The organism is Pseudarthrobacter sp. H2 (genome assembly GCF_050157045.1).
GTDB lineage: Bacteria > Actinomycetota > Actinomycetes > Actinomycetales > Micrococcaceae > Arthrobacter.
The window spans coordinates 529,392-544,651 of record NZ_CP189594.1; the positions used below are offsets into that span (position 1 = coordinate 529,392).

General features: G+C 62.1%; 22 protein-coding genes. 21 read left to right on the top strand and 1 reads right to left on the bottom strand.

Translation table 11 applies throughout. The annotated features are described in order from the left end of the window. Position 1 precedes the first annotated feature (1 nt). The 4 genes from rpsG (at position 2) to ACQCSZ_RS02525 (ending at position 4,374) form a co-directional block, all read left to right on the top strand. Positions 2-472 (top strand): 30S ribosomal protein S7, encoded by a 471-nt coding sequence (gene rpsG / locus ACQCSZ_RS02510; RefSeq protein WP_011692813.1) that lies wholly within the window; start codon positions 2-4, stop codon positions 470-472. Positions 473-540: 68 nt separating this feature from the next. After that, positions 541-2,655, top strand: a complete 2,115-nt coding sequence (gene fusA / locus ACQCSZ_RS02515) for an elongation factor G (RefSeq protein ID WP_427006563.1) — start codon at positions 541-543, stop codon at positions 2,653-2,655. Between the two features lie 263 nt (positions 2,656-2,918). Then, positions 2,919-4,109: an elongation factor Tu gene (gene tuf / locus ACQCSZ_RS02520; protein WP_211876684.1), complete on the top strand. Its 1,191-nt coding sequence runs from the start codon at positions 2,919-2,921 to the stop codon at positions 4,107-4,109. Between the two features lie 133 nt (positions 4,110-4,242). Beyond that, a complete protein-coding gene (locus ACQCSZ_RS02525; protein ID WP_427006564.1) occupies positions 4,243-4,374 on the top strand; it encodes a hypothetical protein in 132 nt (43 codons plus the stop codon). 9 nt (positions 4,375-4,383) lie between these two features. Here the strand turns inward: ACQCSZ_RS02525 and ACQCSZ_RS02530 are convergent, their stop codons facing one another. Beyond that, the gene (locus tag ACQCSZ_RS02530) at positions 4,384-5,832 is read right to left on the bottom strand and encodes a GH1 family beta-glucosidase (RefSeq protein ID WP_427006565.1); all 1,449 of its coding nucleotides are present in this window, start codon (positions 5,830-5,832) and stop codon (positions 4,384-4,386) included. A gap of 601 nt (positions 5,833-6,433) precedes the next feature. Here ACQCSZ_RS02530 and rpsJ point away from each other — a divergent pair. The 17 genes from rpsJ (at position 6,434) to rplR (ending at position 15,237) form a co-directional block, all read left to right on the top strand. Next, positions 6,434-6,742 carry a 30S ribosomal protein S10 gene (rpsJ, locus tag ACQCSZ_RS02535; RefSeq protein WP_038464699.1) on the top strand — a complete coding sequence of 103 codons (309 nt, stop codon included), beginning with the start codon at positions 6,434-6,436 and terminating at the stop codon, positions 6,740-6,742. Positions 6,743-6,759: 17 nt separating this feature from the next. Continuing rightward, a complete protein-coding gene (gene rplC / locus ACQCSZ_RS02540) occupies positions 6,760-7,410 on the top strand; it encodes a 50S ribosomal protein L3 (RefSeq protein WP_024366134.1) in 651 nt (216 codons plus the stop codon). 4 nt (positions 7,411-7,414) lie between these two features. Further along, the gene (rplD, locus tag ACQCSZ_RS02545) at positions 7,415-8,038 is read left to right on the top strand and encodes a 50S ribosomal protein L4 (RefSeq protein WP_211876681.1); all 624 of its coding nucleotides are present in this window, start codon (positions 7,415-7,417) and stop codon (positions 8,036-8,038) included. After that, complete coding sequence (gene rplW / locus ACQCSZ_RS02550) at positions 8,035-8,340, top strand: 50S ribosomal protein L23 (protein WP_024366132.1); 306 nt, start codon at positions 8,035-8,037, stop codon at positions 8,338-8,340. Before rplD ends, rplW begins: the two co-directional genes overlap by 4 nt. Before the next feature lie 29 nt (positions 8,341-8,369). Next, a complete protein-coding gene (gene rplB, locus ACQCSZ_RS02555) occupies positions 8,370-9,209 on the top strand; it encodes a 50S ribosomal protein L2 (protein WP_211876677.1) in 840 nt (279 codons plus the stop codon). 12 nt (positions 9,210-9,221) lie between these two features. After that, positions 9,222-9,503, top strand: coding sequence for a 30S ribosomal protein S19 (rpsS, locus tag ACQCSZ_RS02560; RefSeq protein ID WP_211876675.1), 282 nt, complete (start codon positions 9,222-9,224; stop codon positions 9,501-9,503). 38 nt (positions 9,504-9,541) lie between these two features. Continuing rightward, positions 9,542-9,907 (top strand): 50S ribosomal protein L22, encoded by a 366-nt coding sequence (gene rplV / locus ACQCSZ_RS02565; RefSeq protein WP_069949298.1) that lies wholly within the window; start codon positions 9,542-9,544, stop codon positions 9,905-9,907. Then, positions 9,908-10,741 (top strand): 30S ribosomal protein S3, encoded by an 834-nt coding sequence (gene rpsC / locus ACQCSZ_RS02570; protein WP_427006566.1) that lies wholly within the window; start codon positions 9,908-9,910, stop codon positions 10,739-10,741. Beyond that, entirely contained in the window at positions 10,742-11,158 is a 417-nt protein-coding gene (rplP, locus tag ACQCSZ_RS02575) for a 50S ribosomal protein L16 (protein ID WP_211876671.1), read from the top strand. A 2-nt stretch (positions 11,159-11,160) separates the two neighbouring features. Further along, positions 11,161-11,496, top strand: coding sequence for a 50S ribosomal protein L29 (gene rpmC, locus ACQCSZ_RS02580; protein WP_211876670.1), 336 nt, complete (start codon positions 11,161-11,163; stop codon positions 11,494-11,496). Next, positions 11,493-11,801, top strand: a complete 309-nt coding sequence (rpsQ, locus tag ACQCSZ_RS02585) for a 30S ribosomal protein S17 (RefSeq protein ID WP_211876669.1) — start codon at positions 11,493-11,495, stop codon at positions 11,799-11,801. The genes rpmC and rpsQ overlap by 4 nt, the downstream gene beginning before the upstream one ends. 692 nt (positions 11,802-12,493) lie before the next feature. Continuing rightward, entirely contained in the window at positions 12,494-12,862 is a 369-nt protein-coding gene (gene rplN, locus ACQCSZ_RS02590) for a 50S ribosomal protein L14 (protein ID WP_024366126.1), read from the top strand. Positions 12,863-12,865: 3 nt separating this feature from the next. After that, positions 12,866-13,225 (top strand): 50S ribosomal protein L24, encoded by a 360-nt coding sequence (gene rplX / locus ACQCSZ_RS02595; RefSeq protein ID WP_024366125.1) that lies wholly within the window; start codon positions 12,866-12,868, stop codon positions 13,223-13,225. Beyond that, positions 13,225-13,806, top strand: a complete 582-nt coding sequence (rplE, locus tag ACQCSZ_RS02600) for a 50S ribosomal protein L5 (RefSeq protein WP_211876668.1) — start codon at positions 13,225-13,227, stop codon at positions 13,804-13,806. Before rplX ends, rplE begins: the two co-directional genes overlap by 1 nt. A 91-nt stretch (positions 13,807-13,897) precedes the next feature. Next, entirely contained in the window at positions 13,898-14,296 is a 399-nt protein-coding gene (rpsH, locus tag ACQCSZ_RS02605) for a 30S ribosomal protein S8 (RefSeq protein WP_056425243.1), read from the top strand. An 18-nt stretch (positions 14,297-14,314) separates the two neighbouring features. Next, positions 14,315-14,851, top strand: coding sequence for a 50S ribosomal protein L6 (gene rplF, locus ACQCSZ_RS02610; RefSeq protein WP_427006567.1), 537 nt, complete (start codon positions 14,315-14,317; stop codon positions 14,849-14,851). A 2-nt stretch (positions 14,852-14,853) separates the two neighbouring features. Next, a complete protein-coding gene (rplR, locus tag ACQCSZ_RS02615; protein WP_211876666.1) occupies positions 14,854-15,237 on the top strand; it encodes a 50S ribosomal protein L18 in 384 nt (127 codons plus the stop codon). The last annotated feature ends 23 nt before the right edge of the window (positions 15,238-15,260 follow it).

Genomic DNA, 15,260 nt, shown 5'->3' on the forward strand with positions numbered 1-15,260 from the left:
TATGCCTCGCAAGGGTCCGGCCCCCAAGCGGCCGCTAGTTCTAGATCCCGTATACGGCTCCCCGCTGGTCACCCAGCTGATCAACAAGGTGCTGGTAGACGGCAAGAAGTCCACCGCTGAGCGCATCGTTTACGGTGCACTCGAAGGCGCACGCGCCAAGTCCGGCGGCGACCCCGTAGCAGCCCTCAAGAAGGCCATGGAGAACGTCAAGCCTTCCCTCGAGGTCCGCTCCCGCCGTGTCGGTGGCGCCACCTACCAGGTTCCCGTTGAGGTCAAGCCGGGCCGCTCCACCGCCCTCGCCCTCCGCTGGCTGGTCGGCTACTCCAAGGCCCGCCGCGAAAAGACGATGACCGAGCGCCTCCAGAACGAAATCCTGGATGCCTCCAACGGCCTGGGTGCCGCTGTGAAGCGTCGCGAAGACACCCACAAGATGGCCGAGTCCAACAAGGCCTTCGCACACTACCGCTGGTAAAACTTCCCGGACGCCGCCGGCTCGATGAGTCGGCGGCGAACGCGTAATCCATCCGAAAGGGAGACACCGTGGCACAGGACGTGCTTACCGACCTTAGTAAGGTCCGCAACATCGGCATCATGGCCCACATCGATGCCGGCAAGACCACCACCACCGAGCGCATCCTGTTCTACACAGGTGTGAACCACAAGATCGGCGAAACGCACGACGGCGCTTCGACGACCGACTGGATGGAACAGGAAAAGGAACGCGGCATCACCATCACGTCTGCCGCCGTGACCTGCTTCTGGGACAACAACCAGATCAACATCATTGACACCCCCGGCCACGTGGACTTCACGGTTGAGGTTGAGCGCTCCCTGCGCGTCCTCGACGGTGCAGTTGCCGTGTTCGACGGCAAGGAAGGCGTGGAGCCGCAGTCGGAGACTGTCTGGCGCCAGGCTGACAAGTACAACGTTCCGCGTATCTGTTTCGTCAACAAGATGGACAAGCTCGGCGCTGACTTCTACTTCACCGTTGACACCATCATCGGCCGCCTCGGCGCCAAGCCGCTCGTAATGCAGCTGCCGATCGGTGCCGAGAACGACTTCATCGGCGTCGTGGATCTCCTCGAGATGCGCGCACTGGTGTGGCCCGGTGACTCCAAGGGTGATGTCACCATGGGTGCCAAGTACGAGATCCAGGAGATCCCCGCGGATCTGCTGGAGAAGGCCAAGGAATACCGGGCTGCCCTCGTTGAGACGGTGGCTGACGCTACCGAAGAGCTCATGGAGAAGTACCTCGAAGGTGAAGAACTCACCGTTGAGGAACTCAAGGCCGGCATCCGCAAGATGACCATCAACTCCGAGCTCTACCCGGTTCTTTGTGGCTCCGCCTTCAAGAACCGCGGCGTTCAGCCGATGCTTGACGCCGTCGTCGACTACCTGCCGAACCCGCTCGACGTCCCGCCGATGATCGGTCACGATCCTCGCGACGAAGAGAAGGAACTGACGCGCAAGCCGTCCTCCGAGGAGCCGTTCTCGGCCCTGGCGTTCAAGATTGCTACGCACCCGTTCTTCGGCCAGCTCACCTTCATCCGCGTGTACTCCGGTCACGTCGAAGCAGGCTCCCAGGTGGTCAACTCCACCAAGGGCAAGAAGGAGCGCATCGGCAAGCTGTTCCAGATGCACGCCAACAAGGAAATGCCCGTTGACGGCGCTACAGCCGGCCACATCTACGCAGCGATCGGGCTGAAGGACACCACCACGGGCGACACCCTGTGTGACTCCAGCAACCAGATCGTCCTCGAGTCCATGAGCTTCCCGGAGCCCGTGATCTCGGTTGCCATCGAACCGAACACCAAGGGTGACCAGGAGAAGCTCTCCACGGCCATCCAGAAGCTCTCCGCTGAGGACCCGACCTTCCAGGTCTCCCTCAACGAAGACACCGGCCAGACCATCATCGCCGGCATGGGCGAGCTCCACCTGGACATCCTGGTGGACCGCATGCGCCGCGAATTCAAGGTCGAGGCAAACGTCGGCAAGCCGCAGGTTGCCTACCGCGAAACCATCAAGAATGTTGTTGCGCGTCACGACTACACGCACAAGAAGCAGACCGGTGGTTCGGGCCAGTTCGCAAAGATCCAGATCGCGATCGCGCCGCTGGACACGTCCGACGGCGAGCTGTACGAGTTCGAGAACAAGGTCACCGGTGGCCGTATCCCGCGCGAGTACATCCCGTCGGTCGACGCCGGTATCCAGGATGCACTGAACGATGGCGTCCTGGCCGGCTACCCGGTTGTCGGCATCAAGGCCACGCTGATTGACGGCGCGTACCACGATGTTGACTCCTCGGAAATGGCGTTCAAGATCGCCGGCCGGATGGCTTTCAAGGAAGCCGCCCGCAAGGCGAACCCTGTCCTGCTCGAACCGCTGATGGATGTCGAGGTCCGCACCCCTGAGGAATACATGGGTGAAGTCATCGGTGACCTCAACTCCCGCCGTGGCCAGATGCAGTCCATGGAGGATGCCGCAGGCGTCAAGGTCATCCGTGCCCACGTCCCGCTGTCCGGCATGTTCGGCTACATCGGTGACCTGCGTTCCAAGACCCAGGGCCGCGCTGTGTACTCCATGACGTTCCACAGCTACGCCGAGGTCCCGAAGGCGTTTGCCGACGAGATCATCCAGAAGAACCGCGGCGAATAGTCCCCAGGACTTTTCAAAGCGAAAAACTCGGGTGCGTCTCCGGTTCCGGAGATTCGCCTGGTGCTGGTGGCCGGTTCCCGGTCTGATGCAGTCCGGTCAAGCCGGGCCCCGGCCGCCAGCACGAACAGGCTCTAGGCACTAGTATTAGTTCCTGACTCTGCAATTTCACCAATCCAAAGCCCCCCAAGTAGACTTACCTGAGTTTCTGCCGCGACAAGCGCGGCCGAAGGGTAAGTCATTTGAAAACGTTCTAGGAGGAACCTGTGGCAAAGGCAAAGTTCGAGCGGACTAAGCCGCACGTTAACATCGGTACCATTGGTCACGTTGACCACGGTAAGACGACGTTGACGGCCGCCATTTCCAAGGTGCTGTACGACAAGTACCCGACTCTCAACGAGCAGCGCGACTTCGCGTCTATTGACTCTGCTCCCGAAGAGCGTCAGCGCGGCATTACCATCAACATTTCCCACGTTGAGTACCAGACCGAGAAGCGCCACTACGCCCACGTAGACGCTCCGGGTCACGCTGACTACATCAAGAACATGATCACCGGTGCTGCCCAGATGGACGGTGCAATCCTCGTGGTTGCCGCCACTGACGGCCCGATGGCCCAGACCCGCGAGCACGTTCTGCTTGCCCGCCAGGTTGGCGTTCCCTACCTGCTGGTCGCGCTGAACAAGTCGGACATGGTCGATGACGAAGAACTCCTCGACCTCGTCGAAATGGAAGTTCGCGAGCTGCTTTCGGCTCAGGGCTTCGACGGCGACGAGGCTCCGGTTGTCCGCGTTTCCGGCCTGAAGGCCCTCGAAGGCGACCCGGTTTGGGTCAAGTCCGTCGAGGACCTCATGGAAGCTGTCGACAACTCCGTTCCGGACCCCGTCCGTGACCGTGACAAGCCGTTCCTGATGCCGATCGAAGACGTCTTCACGATCACCGGCCGTGGCACCGTTGTAACGGGCCGCGCCGAGCGTGGAACCCTCGCCATCAACTCCGAGGTCGAGATCGTCGGCATCCGCCCGATCCAGAAGACCACGGTCACCGGTATCGAGATGTTCCACAAGCAGCTCGACGAAGCATGGGCCGGCGAGAACTGTGGCCTCCTGCTCCGCGGTCTGAAGCGCGATGACGTAGAGCGTGGCCAGGTTGTCGTCAAGCCGGGTTCCATCACCCCGCACACCGACTTCGAGGCCAACGTCTACATCCTCTCCAAGGACGAAGGCGGACGTCACAACCCGTTCTACTCCAACTACCGCCCGCAGTTCTACTTCCGCACCACGGACGTAACCGGCGTTATCACCCTGCCGGAAGGCACGGAAATGGTTATGCCCGGCGACAACACTGAGATGACCGTTGCGCTCATCCAGCCCATCGCCATGGAAGAGGGCCTCGGCTTCGCTATCCGCGAAGGCGGCCGCACCGTCGGTTCGGGACGTGTCACCAAGATCATCAAGTAATACTTGAAGATCTGTGTTTAGATCTCCGATCGGTTTGCCCGTCTGACGGCCGCCGTGAAGAAGGAACAGCCCCGCTGCACTGCAGCGGGGCTGTTCTCTTTGTTACCGTTGCTGCATACGAAGGGATTCCCTGATGGACTGGTTTATTTTCCTGCTGGTGGTGGCCGCCGTCGTCGCCGGTGTGTTCTGGGTGCGGAAGCATTTCCGTGTCGAGATCGAGCGTGCCAGGCGTATCCGCCGGGCGAACAGGAACGGCAGCAAGTAGCGGTAGGGTTCAGCGCGGCTCTGTCGCCTGTCCGCGCCGGCGGGCCCGGCTGAGCGCCTGGTACCAGTAGTAGGAATCCTTCGGGGTGCGCTCGAGGGTCTTGAAATCCACGTGCACCAGGCCGAAGCGCTGGGAGTAGCCGGCTGCCCACTCGAAGTTGTCCATCAGCGTCCACACGTAGTAGCCCAGCAGTTCGACGTCGGCGGCGATGCCGCCCGGGGCCGTGGCAGCCAGGGCATGGCCAAGGTGGGCCGCCAAGTAGCTGATCCGCTCGGCATCGGCAATGGGGCCGGAGACGTGGTCCGGTTCGGGGAAGCTCGCCCCGCTCTCGGTGATGTACAGCGGGGGCAAGGCCTCACCGTATCGGTCCTTCAGTTCGCGCAGCAATATCCCCAGGTGCTCCGGCGCCACGGGCCAGCCGAATCCGGTGGTGCCGTACTCGGGAAAGGCCGCCGTGTGGAAGTGCAACCGGGACATGGCATCCGTGGTGCCCACGGGGCTGTGGTCAGTTCCCGGCCCGGTGGCCACCTTGACGGGGCAGTAGTAGTTGAGCCCGTAAAAGTCCAGCGGTTGGTGGATGTTCCGCAGGTCGGCATCGGCGATTTTTCCCAGTGAGCGGAACCACGGCCTCGCGACCAGGGGCGGCTTCGGGTAGTGGCCCAAAAGAATGGGGTCCGCATAAATCCTGTTCATCATCAGGTCAAAGACCCTGGCCAGCAGCCGGTCGGTAAACTTGCGCGTGGCCGGCCGGACCGGCGAATGCAGGTTGGCGACGCCCACCGCACCCTTGACGCCTGCCGCGCGCAGGGCCTGCACGGCAAGGCCATGGCCCAGCAGCTGGTGGTGGACCGAGGGCAGGGCGTCAAACAGCAGGGTGCGGCCCGGTGCGTGGACCCCGAGGGCATAGCCGTTGAGGGTCACGGAGACTGGTTCGTTCAGCGTCACCCACTGCGCCACCCGGTCACCGAACCGCCTGCCGGCCGCCGCGCAGTACTCGGCGAAGCGCTCCGCCGTCGTCCGGTTCATCCAGCCGCCGCGGCGCTCGAGGGGCAGCGGCGTGTCCCAGTGGTACAGGGTGGCCATGGGGGAGATGCCGGCGGCCAGCAACTGGTCGATCAGCCGGTCGTAGAAGTCCAGGCCCTCGCCGTTGAAAGCCCCGGTCCCGTCCGGCTGGATCCGGGGCCAGGAGAGGGAGAAGCGGTAGGAATCGATGCCGAGGGCACGCATCAGCTCGACGTCTTCGGGTGTCCGGTTGTAGTGATCGCAGGCGATCGCGGGGGAGTGGCCGTGCATGATGCTGCCGGGTTTCTCGGCGAAGGCATCCCAGCCGGACGGGCCGCGGCCCCCGGCTGCGAGGGAACCCTCGATCTGGAAGGCTGCCGAGGCGACTCCCAGGGTGAAGTGGGGGCCCAGGCGCGCGGCCAGCGCCTGAACCGATACAGCGTCCTGCACGGTCATGTCCCTATCATCCGTTTGATGGCGGACGAAGGCAATGGAGCCCGGGAGCCGGCGGCAAGTGCCCGCGGCAGAGGTCTGCGGCAAAAGCCGGCGTCCCGGCGTCACCCGGTGCAGTCTTTTGGGGCGTGCCCGACGGCGGCGGGCCGGTTTTCCGGGGGAGGAGGCCGGCGGCGGGGCCAAGACCCGGCGCTGCGTGACGCCGTCGTCGGTGGCGGGCTCCCGCGGGGCCTCCGGGGCACGGCGGCGGCTCGCCACCGGCGGGGGCTGATTCGCTTCTGCCCGGTAATTCGGGCATACTAGATGAGTTGTTCAAGCGCTCCTTCGCGTCCCGATCCGGATAATGCCGGGTGTCAGGGTCCAAGTCGGAGACCAAACATAACCCCTCCCCATGGAACTGCGGACGTGTAGGCCTGAAAAGCGCGACACGCCCGACCGCGGGGGTCGGTTACGCCGGCAGGTTGAGGAACCCGGATTCATCCGGATTCAGCTTGTGCGGCGGGTGGTAGTTAAGACTTCAAATGCTTCGGCAGCCACATGCAACAGGCAAGTAAACAGAGCAGCCCTAACCAGAGCAGCACTAACTGAAAGAGAGTCAGGCGACATGGCGGGACAAAAAATCCGCATCCGGCTGAAGTCATACGACCACGAGGTCATTGACGTTTCAGCACGGAAGATCGTTGAGACGGTCACGCGCGCAGGCGCCACGGTAGTTGGCCCCGTGCCGCTGCCGACGGAGAAGAACATCTACTGCGTCATCCGCTCTCCGCACAAGTACAAGGACAGCCGTGAGCACTTCGAAATGCGTACTCACAAGCGTCTGATCGACATCATCGACCCCACGCCCAAGGCTGTTGACTCGCTCATGCGTCTCGACCTGCCGGCCGACGTGAACATCGAAATCAAGCTGTAGGGAGGTGCTGAGAGACTATGACCGCAACCCGTAACGTAAAGGGCCTGCTGGGCACGAAGCTCGGCATGACCCAGGTCTGGGACGAGAACAACAAGCTCATCCCCGTCACTGTGGTCCAGGCTGACTCGAACGTCATCACGCAGCTGCGCAATGCAGACACTGATGGCTATGTCGCCGTTCAGATCGGCTACGGCCAGATCGATCCCCGCAAGGTCACCAAGCCGCTGGCTGGTCACTTTGAAAAGGCAGGCGTCACGCCTCGCCGCCACGTCGTAGAACTGCGCACTGCAGATGCTGACTCTTACGAGCTGGGCCAGGAGCTCTCCGTGGAGCTCTTCGAAGCCGGCCAGAAGATCGACGTCGTTGGCACCACCAAGGGTAAGGGCTTCGCCGGTGTTATGAAGCGTCACGGCTTCCACGGCGTTGGAGCTTCCCACGGTGCCCACAAGAACCACCGTAAGCCCGGTTCAATCGGTGGCGCATCCACCCCGAGCCGCGTCTTCAAGGGCATGAAAATGGCCGGCCGCATGGGCGCCGTCCGTCACACCACGCTGAACCTCACGGTCCACGCGGTTGACGTCGAGAAGTCGCTGCTCCTGATCAAGGGCGCCGTTCCCGGTGCCCGCGGCCAGGTCGTCCTCGTACGCACCGCCGTGAAGGGAGCCTAGTTCAATGACTAGCACTGTCAAGGTTGACCTGCCTGCAGAGATCTTCGACGTACAGACCAACGTGCCGCTGCTGCACCAGGTCGTCGTTGCCCAGCTCGCTGCTGCTCGCCAGGGTACCCACAAGACCAAGACCCGCGCCGAGGTTTCCGGTGCAGGTCGCAAGCCGTTCAAGCAGAAGGGCACCGGCCGCGCCCGTCAGGGTTCAATCCGTGCTCCTCACATGACCGGTGGTGGCGTAGTCCACGGCCCCACGCCGCGTGACTACAGCCAGCGCACCCCCAAGAAGATGATTGCTGCTGCCCTGCGCGGCGCACTCTCTGACCGCGCCCGTAACGGCCGCATCCACGTTGTCGCTGAACTGGTAGCCGGCACCAAGCCGTCCTCCAGCGCCGCGCTGGCAACGCTGCGCGGCATCTCCGAGCGCAAGAACCTGCTCGTCGTCATCGAGCGCGCCAACGATGTTGCGGCACTTTCCGTGCGCAACCTCACGGATGTTCACGTTCTGTACGCAGACCAGCTGAACACCTACGACGTACTCGTTTCCGATGACGTCGTCTTCACCAAGGCTGCCTACGAAGCATTCGTTGCTGACCGGGCAGTGGCAAAGAACGAGGAGGACGCCAAGTGAGTGCAGCCACCATCAAAGACCCGCGCGACGTCGTGCTTGCACCTGTCGTCTCGGAAAAGAGCTACGGCCTGATCGATGAGGGCAAGTACACCTTCCTGGTGGACCCCCGCTCGAACAAGACCGAGATCAAGCTGGCCGTGGAGAAAATCTTCTCCGTCAAGGTCGACTCGATCAACACCATCAACCGTGCCGGTAAGCGCAAGCGCACCAAATTCGGATGGGGTACCCGCAAGAACACCAAGCGTGCAATTGTGAGCCTCAAAGAAGGCACTATCGACATCTTCGGCGGTCCGCTCTCGTAGCGGAGACCACTTTAACGAGGAAATAAATTATGGGAATCCGTAAATACAAGCCGACTACCCCGGGCCGTCGCGGCTCGAGCGTAGCGGACTTCACCGAAATCACGCGTTCGACGCCGGAAAAGTCGTTGGTACGTCCGCTGCCCAAAAAGGGCGGCCGTAACAACACCGGTAAGATCACGACCCGTCACAAGGGTGGTGGACACAAGCGCCAGTACCGTCTGATCGACTTCCGTCGCCACGACAAGGACGGCGTCAACGCCCGCGTTGCCGAAATTGAGTACGATCCGAACCGTACGGCTCGCATCGCCCTCCTGCACTACATTGATGGCACCAAGCGTTACATCATCGCCCCGAACAAGCTGGCCCAGGGTGACACCGTAGAGGCAGGTGCCGACGCTGACATCAAGCCCGGCAACAACCTGCCGCTGCGCAACATCCCGGTCGGTACCGTTATCCACGCAGTCGAACTGCGCCCGGGCGGCGGCGCCAAGATGGGCCGCTCCGCCGGCGCGTCGATCCAGCTCGTTGCCAAGGAAGGCCGTTTCGCCCAGCTGCGTCTGCCTTCCGGCGAAATCCGCAACGTTGACGTGCGCTGCCGCGCAACCGTCGGCGAGGTCGGCAACGCCGAGCAGTCGAACATCAACTGGGGCAAGGCCGGCCGCATGCGCTGGAAGGGCGTCCGCCCGACCGTCCGTGGTGTCGCCATGAACCCGGTTGACCACCCGCACGGTGGTGGCGAGGGTAAGACGTCCGGTGGACGTCACCCCGTCAACCCCAACGGTAAGCGCGAAGGTCGCACCCGCCGTCCCAACAAAGAGAGCGACAAGCTTATTGTTCGTCGCCGTCGTACTGGCAAGAACAAGCGATAGGAGCCTGGACACATGCCACGCAGCCTGAAAAAAGGTCCTTTCGTTGACCAGCACCTCTTTGTGAAGGTAGCCAGGGAAAACGAAAAGGGCACCAAGAACGTCATCAAGACCTGGTCCCGCCGTTCGATGATCATCCCCGACATGCTCGGACACACGATCGCCGTGCACGACGGACGCAAGCACATTCCGGTGTTTGTCACCGAGTCGATGGTCGGGCACAAGCTCGGCGAATTCGCTCAAACGCGGACATTCCGCGGCCATGTCAAGGACGACCGTAAGGGCAAGCGCCGCTAGGCGCCTGCACTTACGTCAAAGACGAGAGAAGGAAAGCAATGGAAGCCAAGGCAATTGCGCGTCACATCCGCGTAACGCCTATGAAGGCCCGGCGCGTCGTCAACCTTGTTCGTGGTAAGCAAGCGAATGAGGCTCTGGCAATTCTGAAGTTTGCCCCGCAGGCAGCTTCGGAGCCGGTTTTCAAGGTAGTTCAGTCGGCAATCTCCAACGCCCGGGTCCTCGCGGACCGCGACGGTGTGGCGTTTGACGAAGGTGACCTCATCATCAGCGAAATGTATGTTGATGAAGGCCCGACCATGAAGCGGTTCCAGCCGCGAGCCCAGGGTCGTGCATTTCAGATCAAGAAGCGCACGAGCCACATCACCGTGGTAGTTGCTACCCCGGAGAAAGAGGAGGCTCGCTAAGTGGGACAGAAAGTTAACCCGCACGGGTTCCGACTCGGCATCACCACCGATCACGTATCGCACTGGTTTGCTGACAGCACCAAGGCCGGCCAGCGGTACAAGGACTTCGTCCGCGAAGACATCCGCATCCGCCAGCTCATGTCCACGGGCATGGAGCGCGCCGGTATCGCCAAGGTTGAAATCGAGCGCACCCGCGACCGTGTCCGCGTGGATATCCACACGGCACGTCCGGGCATCGTCATCGGCCGCCGCGGTGCAGAAGCAGACCGCATCCGCGGCGAGCTCGAAAAGCTCACGGGCAAGCAGGTCCAGCTGAACATCCTCGAGGTCAAGAACCCCGAGATGGAAGCCCAGCTTGTCGCCCAGGGCGTTGCTGAGCAGCTGACTTCCCGCGTGGCTTTCCGCCGTGCGATGAAGAAGGCCATGCAGTCCGCACAGCGTGCAGGTGCCAAGGGCATCCGTATCGCTTGCTCGGGTCGACTGGGCGGCGCAGAAATGTCCCGCTCGGAGTTCTACCGCGAAGGCCGTGTGCCCCTGCACACCCTCCGCGCGAACATCGACTACGGCTTCTACGAGGCCAAGACCACCTTCGGCCGCATCGGCGTGAAGGTCTGGATCTACAAGGGTGACGTCACCGCCAAGGAACTGGCCCAGCAGGCAGCTGCTGCTCCGTCCCGCGGCCGTGGTGCCAGCGACCGCCCGGGCCGCCCGGGTGGCGCTGACCGTGGTGACCGCCGCCGTCGTACCGACCGTCCGGCTGAAGCAGCACCTGCTGCTGCCGAAGCTCCGGCTGTTGAGGCTGCACCTGCTGCAGTAGAAGGAGGACAGGCTTAAATGCTTATCCCACGTCGAGTCAAGCACCGTAAGCAGCACCACCCGGGTCGTTCCGGCGCTGCAACGGGTGGCACCAAGGTCTCCTTCGGTGAGTGGGGCATCCAGGCCATGAGCCCGGCATACGTCACGAACCGCCAGATCGAATCTGCCCGTATCGCGATGACCCGCCACATCAAGCGTGGCGGCAAGGTCTGGATCAACATCTACCCGGACCGCCCGCTGACGAAGAAGCCTGCCGAAACCCGTATGGGTTCCGGTAAGGGTTCTCCGGAATGGTGGGTATCCAACGTCAAGCCGGGCCGGGTTCTCTTTGAGATCTCCGGTGTCGAGGAATCGGTAGCCCGCGAGGCCCTGCGCCTGGCAATCCACAAGCTCCCGTTGAAGGCACGCATTCTGCGTCGCGAAGGTGGTGAATAGAAATGGCAGTAGGATCCAAGGAACTTGCATCCGCACAGCTGGACGGTTTCGACAACGAGCGACTCGTTGAAGAACTCCGCAAGGCCAAGGAAGAGCTGTTCAACCTGCGTTTCCAGTCCGCCACCGGTCAGCTGGAGAACCACGGTCGGCTGCGCGCGGTAAAGAAGGACATCGCCCGCATCTACACCGTTCTCCGTGAACGCGAGCTGGGCATTCGTGCCGAGGTTGCCGCACCGGTTGTGGAAGCCAAGGAAGAAAAGAAGTCCAAGAAGTCCGCAGCCAAGGCTGAGAAGGCTGAAGAGCCGGCCGAGGCTGCGACCGAGGAGGACGCCAAGTGAGTGAAAAGGACGAGAACGTGACGGAAACTGTTTCCGGCGCAGCTACGGCTGACGTGCGCGGTGACCGTAAGACGAAGCGCGGCTATGTGGTCTCGGACAAGATGGAAAAGACCATCGTTGTCCAGGTCGAGGACCGCGTGAAGCACGCCCTCTACGGCAAGGTCCTGCGCCGCAACACGAAGATCAAGGCTCACGACGAAGAGAACAGCGCCGGCATCGGCGACCTGGTACTCCTCGCCGAGACCCGCCCGCTGTCCGCTACCAAGCGGTGGCGCCTGGTCGAGATCCTCGAAAAGGCCAAGTAACACCTGCAGCTTCGCTGTAAGTACAGAGAACCCCCGTTCCCTTCTGGGAGCGGGGGTTTCTCCGTGTCCGGCCCGCACGCGACGCGCCGCGCGCCGGGCGCTGGCCCGCACGTCACGCCCGACCCACGCCCGAACGGGCATTTGGCGCCCCGGAATCGCGGTTTTCGGGGCCTCAAGTGCCCGTTCGCGCCGGCCCGGCGTCATGGGGTGCAGTCTTTTGAGGGCTGCCCGACGGCGGCGGCCCGGTTTTCCGGGGGATCGGGCCGGTGGCGGGGCCAAAAGCCTGCGGTGCGTGACGCCGTCGTCGGGGGAGCGGGCCGGTGGCGGAGCCAAGAGCCTGCGGTGCGTGACGCGGTTTTCGGGGCCTCAAGTGCCCGTTCGCGCCATCCCGACGCCGGACGCCGCCGACGTGTGATATGGGGTGGGCCCAAAGCGTGCTAAGATTTTGAGTTTGTATGGCGCCGTTCGCGCGTCATCATCAACCTCGTAAACAATCGTGCCACGGCATAGTGCCCCCTCGCGCCCCGATCAGTCGGGAACCGCCTGGGAAGCAAATGTTTTTGGCACGGGCGTTTAGGCCTGGTCTGGCAAAATCCAGGCAGGTCAAGAGACACCCCGATCAACCGTTCCGCAAGGCTCATTCCGTAGGAAGATTTTCGGTCTGAGAACCAGCGCGACGCAAGGAGTAAATAGTGATTCAGCAGGAGTCGCGACTCAAGGTCGCCGACAACACGGGTGCTAAGGAAATCCTTACCATTCGCGTTCTCGGTGGATCTGGCCGTCGCTACGCAGGCATTGGCGACGTAATCGTCGCTACCGTCAAGGACGCAATTCCGGGCGGCAACGTAAAGAAGGGCGATGTCGTCAAGGCTGTCATCGTCCGTACCAAGAAGGAACGCCGCCGTGCGGATGGTTCCTATATCAAGTTTGACGAGAACGCAGCTGTGATCCTGAAGGCAGACGGTGACCCCCGCGGTACCCGTATCTTCGGACCGGTTGGTCGTGAACTTCGCGACAAGAAGTTCATGAAGATCGTTTCTCTGGCTCCGGAGGTGCTCTAGTCCATGGCTAAGATCAAAAAGGGTGACCTGGTTCAGGTCATCACTGGCGCCAAGGCTGAGCGCGGCGGCGACAAGGGCAAGCAGGGCAAGGTCCTGCGCGTGTTCCCCGAGACCAACCGCGTGTTGGTTGAAGGCATTAACCGCGTGACCAAGCACACCAAGGTCGGTCAGTCGCAGCGCGGCACCAAGACCGGTGGCATCGAGGTCGTCGAGGCTTCAATCCACATCTCCAACGTGGCTCTGGTTGACCCGTCCACCAAGAAGCCCACCCGCGTCGGTTTCCGCACCGAGACCGTTGAGCGCGATGGCGTGAAGCGTGAAGTGCGTGTCCGCGTGGCCAAGAGCTCAGGGAAGGACATCTAATGACTGAGACTCTCGAGACTCCGGCAAGCAAGATCGTTCCTCGTCTGAAGACCAAGTACGCCGATTCCATCAAGAACACGCTGACTGAGGAATTCAAGTACCAGAACGTCAACCAGGTTCCCCGTCTGGTCAAGGTCGTTGTGAACATGGGTGTTGGAGATGCCGCCAAGGACTCCAAGCTGATCGACGGCGCTGTCCGCGATCTGACCCTGATCACCGGCCAGAAGCCGCAGGTTACCAAGGCCCGCAAGTCGATCGCACAGTTCAAGCTGCGCGAAGGCATGCCGATCGGTGCACACGCGACTCTGCGTGGGGACCGCATGTGGGAGTTCCTGGACCGTCTGGTTACGCTGGCCCTGCCGCGTATCCGCGACTTCCGTGGCCTCAGCGGCAAGCAGTTCGACGGTAACGGAAACTACACCTTCGGTCTGACCGAGCAGGTTATGTTCCACGAAATCGACCAGGATTCCATCGACCGCGTCCGCGGCATGGACATCACTGTCGTGACCACTGCCAAGACCGACGACGAAGGCCGCGCGCTGCTCAAGGCGCTTGGCTTCCCGTTCAAGGCCGAAGACTAATCTAGCTACGTAAAAGGTCCGCCCGCGCTGGTGCTGAACCAAGTTCAGGACAGCACGGCGGAAACCGTTATGAGGAAGGGCAAGAGCCCACATGACAATGACAGATCCCGTCGCAGACATGCTTACGCGTCTGCGCAACGCAAACTCGGCATACCACGATTCCGTGTCTATGCCTTACAGCAAGCTCAAGGCACGCGTTGCCGACATCCTGAAGGCTGAAGGTTACATCGCCTCCTGGAAAGAAGAAGACGCCGAGGTCGGCAAGAAGCTGACCCTCGAGCTCAAGTTCGGTCCGAACCGCGAGCGTTCAATCGCTGGCGTTCGTCGTATTTCCAAGCCGGGACTGCGCGTTTACGCAAAGTCCACCAACCTGCCGCACGTGCTCGGTGGCCTGGGTGTCGCAATCCTGTCCACCTCTTCCGGCCTCTTGACTGACAAGCAGGCCGGCAAGAAGGGCGTGGGCGGCGAAGTCCTCGCTTACGTCTGGTAACGGGAAAGGAAGAGAATAATGTCACGTATTGGACGTCTCCCCATCACCGTTCCTGCCGGCGTTGAGGTCAAGGTTGACGGCTCTGTCGTCAGCGTCAAGGGTTCCAAAGGCGAGCTGAGCCACACTGTGCCCAGCCCGATCGAGGTATCCCTGGAAGAAGGCACCCTGACTGTCGCCCGCCCGAACGACGAGCGCGCCTCACGTTCGCTGCACGGCCTGACCCGCACCCTGATCGCCAACATGATCCAGGGTGTCACCGCAGGCTACGAGAAGAAGCTTGAGATTGTCGGTACCGGTTACCGCGTCCAGGCCAGGGGTTCTGACCTGGAGTTCGCTCTGGGCTACAGCCACCCGGTTAATGTCTCGGCACCGGACGGCATCACCTTTGCAGTAGAGACCCCGACCAAGCTCTCTGTTTCAGGTATCTCCAAGCAGCAGGTCGGCGAGGTTGCTGCCAACATTCGCAAGCTGCGGAAGCCGGACCCCTACAAGGGCAAGGGCATTCGCTACGCCGGCGAAGTCCTCCGCCGCAAGGTCGGAAAGGCTGGTAAGTAACCATGGCCATCGCAATTAACAAGAAGCGTACGAACAAGAGCAAGTCTGCCCAGCGCAGCCGCCGCCAGCTTCGTATCCGCAAGCGCATCTCCGGTACGGCTGTACGTCCTCGTCTGGTCGTCAACCGTTCCGCACGCCACATCTTCGTCCAGGTTGTCGATGACACCAAGGGCCTGACCGTGGCGAGCGCCTCCACAATGGAAGCCGACCTTCGGGCATTCGACGGTGACAAGACCGCCAAGGCCAAGCGCGTTGGCGAACTGGCTGCCGAGCGTGCCAAGGCTGCCGGCATCGAAGCAGTTGTCTTCGACCGCGGTGGTAACAAGTACCACGGCCGGATCGCCGCCGTCGCTGACGGCGCCCGTGAAGGTGGGCTGTCACTGTGACCGAAAATAACGAAAAGGACATT

What these genes read in the sequence shown, in the direction of transcription:
- rplX (WP_024366125.1), top strand. Translation starts at nt 12,866, where the DNA reads ATGGCTAAGATCAAAAAGGGTGACCTGGTTCAGGTCATCACTGGCGCC.
- rplP (WP_211876671.1), top strand. Translation starts at nt 10,742, where the DNA reads ATGCTTATCCCACGTCGAGTCAAGCACCGTAAGCAGCACCACCCGGGT.
- rplE (WP_211876668.1), top strand. Translation starts at nt 13,225, where the DNA reads ATGACTGAGACTCTCGAGACTCCGGCAAGCAAGATCGTTCCTCGTCTG.
- rplF (WP_427006567.1), top strand. Translation starts at nt 14,315, where the DNA reads ATGTCACGTATTGGACGTCTCCCCATCACCGTTCCTGCCGGCGTTGAG.
- rpmC (WP_211876670.1), top strand. Translation starts at nt 11,161, where the DNA reads ATGGCAGTAGGATCCAAGGAACTTGCATCCGCACAGCTGGACGGTTTC.
- rpsG (WP_011692813.1), top strand. Translation starts at nt 2, where the DNA reads ATGCCTCGCAAGGGTCCGGCCCCCAAGCGGCCGCTAGTTCTAGATCCC.
- ACQCSZ_RS02530 (WP_427006565.1), bottom strand. Translation starts at nt 5,832, where the DNA reads ATGACCGTGCAGGACGCTGTATCGGTTCAGGCGCTGGCCGCGCGCCTG.
- rplD (WP_211876681.1), top strand. Translation starts at nt 7,415, where the DNA reads ATGACTAGCACTGTCAAGGTTGACCTGCCTGCAGAGATCTTCGACGTA.
- rplR (WP_211876666.1), top strand. Translation starts at nt 14,854, where the DNA reads ATGGCCATCGCAATTAACAAGAAGCGTACGAACAAGAGCAAGTCTGCC.
- rpsH (WP_056425243.1), top strand. Translation starts at nt 13,898, where the DNA reads ATGACAATGACAGATCCCGTCGCAGACATGCTTACGCGTCTGCGCAAC.
- rplB (WP_211876677.1), top strand. Translation starts at nt 8,370, where the DNA reads ATGGGAATCCGTAAATACAAGCCGACTACCCCGGGCCGTCGCGGCTCG.
- rpsS (WP_211876675.1), top strand. Translation starts at nt 9,222, where the DNA reads ATGCCACGCAGCCTGAAAAAAGGTCCTTTCGTTGACCAGCACCTCTTT.
- rplC (WP_024366134.1), top strand. Translation starts at nt 6,760, where the DNA reads ATGACCGCAACCCGTAACGTAAAGGGCCTGCTGGGCACGAAGCTCGGC.
- ACQCSZ_RS02525 (WP_427006564.1), top strand. Translation starts at nt 4,243, where the DNA reads ATGGACTGGTTTATTTTCCTGCTGGTGGTGGCCGCCGTCGTCGCCGGT.
- rplV (WP_069949298.1), top strand. Translation starts at nt 9,542, where the DNA reads ATGGAAGCCAAGGCAATTGCGCGTCACATCCGCGTAACGCCTATGAAG.
- rpsJ (WP_038464699.1), top strand. Translation starts at nt 6,434, where the DNA reads ATGGCGGGACAAAAAATCCGCATCCGGCTGAAGTCATACGACCACGAG.